The organism is Streptomyces sp. NPDC058964, from assembly GCF_042741275.1.
Classification (GTDB): domain Bacteria; phylum Actinomycetota; class Actinomycetes; order Streptomycetales; family Streptomycetaceae; genus Streptomyces.
On record NZ_JBHYKH010000758.1, the window covers coordinates 1 to 3,084 of the forward strand.

5 protein-coding genes are annotated in these 3,084 nt (G+C 74.2%); all 5 read right to left on the bottom strand.

Annotated elements, in window-relative coordinates; all coding sequences use genetic code 11:
* On the bottom strand, positions 1-636 hold a 636-nt coding region (locus ACFW2E_RS44265), incomplete at its 3' end, for an MFS transporter (RefSeq protein WP_384477077.1).
* A gap of 75 nt (positions 637-711) precedes the next feature.
* Positions 712-1,068 (bottom strand): MmcQ/YjbR family DNA-binding protein, encoded by a 357-nt coding sequence (locus ACFW2E_RS44270; protein ID WP_384477080.1) that lies wholly within the window; start codon positions 1,066-1,068, stop codon positions 712-714.
* Positions 1,069-1,098: 30 nt separating this feature from the next.
* The gene (locus ACFW2E_RS44275) at positions 1,099-1,629 is read right to left on the bottom strand and encodes a GNAT family N-acetyltransferase (protein ID WP_384477083.1); all 531 of its coding nucleotides are present in this window, start codon (positions 1,627-1,629) and stop codon (positions 1,099-1,101) included.
* Complete coding sequence (locus ACFW2E_RS44280) at positions 1,626-2,207, bottom strand: helix-turn-helix domain-containing protein (protein WP_384477086.1); 582 nt, start codon at positions 2,205-2,207, stop codon at positions 1,626-1,628. Before ACFW2E_RS44280 ends, ACFW2E_RS44275 begins: the two co-directional genes overlap by 4 nt.
* Positions 2,208-2,253: 46 nt before the next feature.
* On the bottom strand, positions 2,254-3,084 hold an 831-nt coding region (locus ACFW2E_RS44285; protein ID WP_384477089.1), incomplete at its 5' end, for a LysR family transcriptional regulator.

Consider the following 3,084-nt stretch of genomic DNA (forward strand, 5'->3'; position numbering starts at 1 on the left):
CACCGGGGGCAGCCGGAGCAGCAGCAGGCACAGGGCGCTCACCACGTAGGTCGCGGCGTCGGCCGCGAACACGCCGCCGGGGGAGGTGAAGGCGACCAGCAGGCCCGCGACGGCGGGGCCCGCCAGCTGGGCGGCGGACTCGGCGATACGGATCGCGCCGTTCGCGCCCTGGATGTCGGTGGCGACCCGGGGCACCGTGCTCGCCACGCCGGGCTGGAAGACCGCGCCCGCCGCCCCGCCCACCAGGCCGATCACGCAGATCTGCCACAGGACCACGTGCCCGGTCAGAAAGAGCGCGGCGGCGAGGGACTGGACGGCGAGCCGGACCAGGTCGGCGCCGAGCATCAGCCTGCGGGTGTCGAACCGGTCGGCGATCACCCCGCCGAAGACGACGAGTCCGGCGAAGGCGGCGGCCTTCGAGGCCATGGCGAGGCCGACCGCGCCCGCGCCGTACCCGTGCTGCACCAGACCTGCGGCGAGCGCCACGGTCAGCATGGTGTCCCCGAGCCGGGCGACGGCCCGCGCCACGAAGAACAGCGCGAAGTTGCGCGACCAGACGGGCCGGGCCCGCCCCTCAGGCCGTTTGCCGGACCGCGCTCCGGCAACGATGTTCCCCCGTGCTGACGTCCCGGTCATCCCGCCCCGCTCCCCCACCGGATCCCGCTTCCGCCGCCGGATCATGTCACGGCCGCCGGCCCGGTTCGACGGGTTTTACTCGTCGCCCGCCCCCAACTCGGGGTAGGAGTCCAGGAGTCGGGACGGGGCCGCCTGACGCCAGGAGTCGGTGAGGATGTCCCGCAGCTCCTCATCGTCCTCCAGCGCGGAGAGCCGGACACGGATCCAGGCGAACTGTGCCTCGTGGTCCGCGATCCAGAACTTCTCCGGCTCCGCCAGCACCAGCTCGTCCCGTTCCTCCTTGGGGCAGCGCACGGCGATGGAGGTCTCCTCCTCGGGCAGCGTGGCGAACATCTTTCCGGCGACCCGGAACGTGGGCATGCTCCAGGCGATCTTCTCGGTCGTGTCCGGCAGGGACAGGGCGATACGGCGTACGTCTTCGGCATCCGGCATGACAGGCACCGTAGCCCGCGGCACTGACAATCACCTGGCCGGAGGTCTCAGGTGCTTGTAGTAGAGCGTGGTCGGCCGCAGTTCTCCGCCGGGGCTCGCCGCGTAGTCCGGGATGACGCCGGCCCTGGTCCAGCCCGCCGAGCGGTAGAGGCGCTCGGCGGAACCGCCGGTCTCGGTGTCCAGGTGCAGCAGGCTGATCCCGGCCGCGGCGGCCGCCTCCTCGGCGGTGGTCACAAGCCGGCGGCCGAGGCCCCTGCCCCGTCCCTCCCGGTGCACCATCAGCTTGACGAGTTCGGCCCGGTGCCGGCTGTTGGGCTTGTCGGGGAAGGCCAGACTCACCGTTCCGGCCACCCGCCCGCCCTCGTCCCGGGCCGCCCACACCGCGAGCCGCCCCGCGGCCACCTCGGCGGCCCTCCCGTGCCACCAGGCGACGGCCTCCGCGAGGCCGAGCGGCGCGAGGAAGCCGACCGACGCCCCGTCCGCCACGACGCCGGCGAGCAGTTCGGCCAGCTCCTCGGCGCGCTCCCGGACCCGGGCCGCGTCCAGTCGGGTCACCGTCACGGCAGCACCACCGCCAGCGCGTAGCGCACGCCCTCGGGCCCCGGGCACCGGAACCGCGTCGGGCCCCAGACCCGCAGCCGCAGGCAGTCGCCGGCGCCGAGCCGGTGCTCGGCGTCCCCCGCGGTCACGTCGAGTGCGCCCTCCAGGACCCAGATGTGCTGTTCGAGTCCCGGCACGGGCGGCCGGTCGTAGGCGATGTCCGCCCCGGCGATGAGCCGTCCCTCGACGAGTTCGCCGCGCAGCCCGCTGTGCGGGGGCGACACCGACCGCCGTACGAACCCGGCTGCCCGGTCCTCCCACACCGTCTGCTCGGCGGCGCGCACCAGCGGGGCGGGGGCCGACTCCACCTCGCTGAGCAGCTGGGACATGGTCCGCCCGTACACACGGCACAGCCGGTTGAGCAGTGCGGCCGTGGGGCTGACCTCCGCCCGTTCGGTCCGGGAGAGGGTCGACCTGCTCACTCCGCTGCGCTCCGCCAGCTCACCCAGGGACCAGCCTCGTTCGGCACGCAGCCCGCCCAGACGGGCCGCGAGCCGTGCGTCGACGGGGTCCGTGGCGAGGTTCTCCTCCTGTCTCATATGCGGGACGTTAACCCTGATGTGAGACAAGCGCGTTACAGGAAGCTCACGCCCGTGACGCCTCACCCAGTGCGTCCAGCACCGGGCGGATCAAGGGGTGCTCCTCGGCTCCGCGCCGCACCGCCGCGAAGACCCGGCGGGTGGGTGCCACACCGTCGACGGGACGCACGACCACGCCGGTCAGGTCCATGCCGCGCAGGGCGGAGCGGGGGACGAGGGCGACGCCGGCGTCGGCCGAGGCGAGGGCCACGACCGCGCGGAAGTCGTCGGAGGAGTGTTCCAGCCGGGGCTGGAATCCGGCGCTCTCGCAGGCCAGCACGACGACGTCGTGGCAGGGGTTGCCGGGGTAGGGGCCGATCCACGGGTCCTTGGCCAGCTCGGCGAGGGGGACCACGGGCGTGCCGGCGAGCCGGTGGGTGACGGGGACGACCGCGTCGAACGGCTCGGCGTAGAGCGGGACGTGGGTGAGGCGGGGGTCGTCGGCCGGTGGGGCGCCGCGGTACTCGACGGCGACCGCGACGTCGACCTGCCGGTCCAGGACCATGGGGAGGCTGGCATCGCCCTCGGCGTCCTGGACGCGGATCCGGATGCCCGGCGCCGAACCGGCCAGACGCGCCACGGCGGGGGCCACGACCTCGGCGATGCCGGTCGCGAACGCGGCGACCGTGACCGTGCCGGCCTCGCCCGAGCCGTACGCGGCGAGCTCCGCCTCGGCCCGCTCCAGCTGGGCGAGCACGGCGTTGGTGTGGCCGAGAAGGATCTCACCGGCCGGTGTCAGCCGTACGCCCTTGGCGCTGCGCTCGACCAGCCGGTGACCGGTCTCCTGCTCCAGGGCCGTCAGCTGCTGGGAGACGGCCGAGGGGGTGAGATAGAGCGC

Excerpts from the sequence above, each read along its gene's own strand:
- ACFW2E_RS44270 (WP_384477080.1), bottom strand. The coding sequence starts at position 1,068 with ATGCCGGATGCCGAAGACGTACGCCGTATCGCCCTGTCCCTGCCGGAC.
- ACFW2E_RS44280 (WP_384477086.1), bottom strand. The coding sequence starts at position 2,207 with ATGAGACAGGAGGAGAACCTCGCCACGGACCCCGTCGACGCACGGCTC.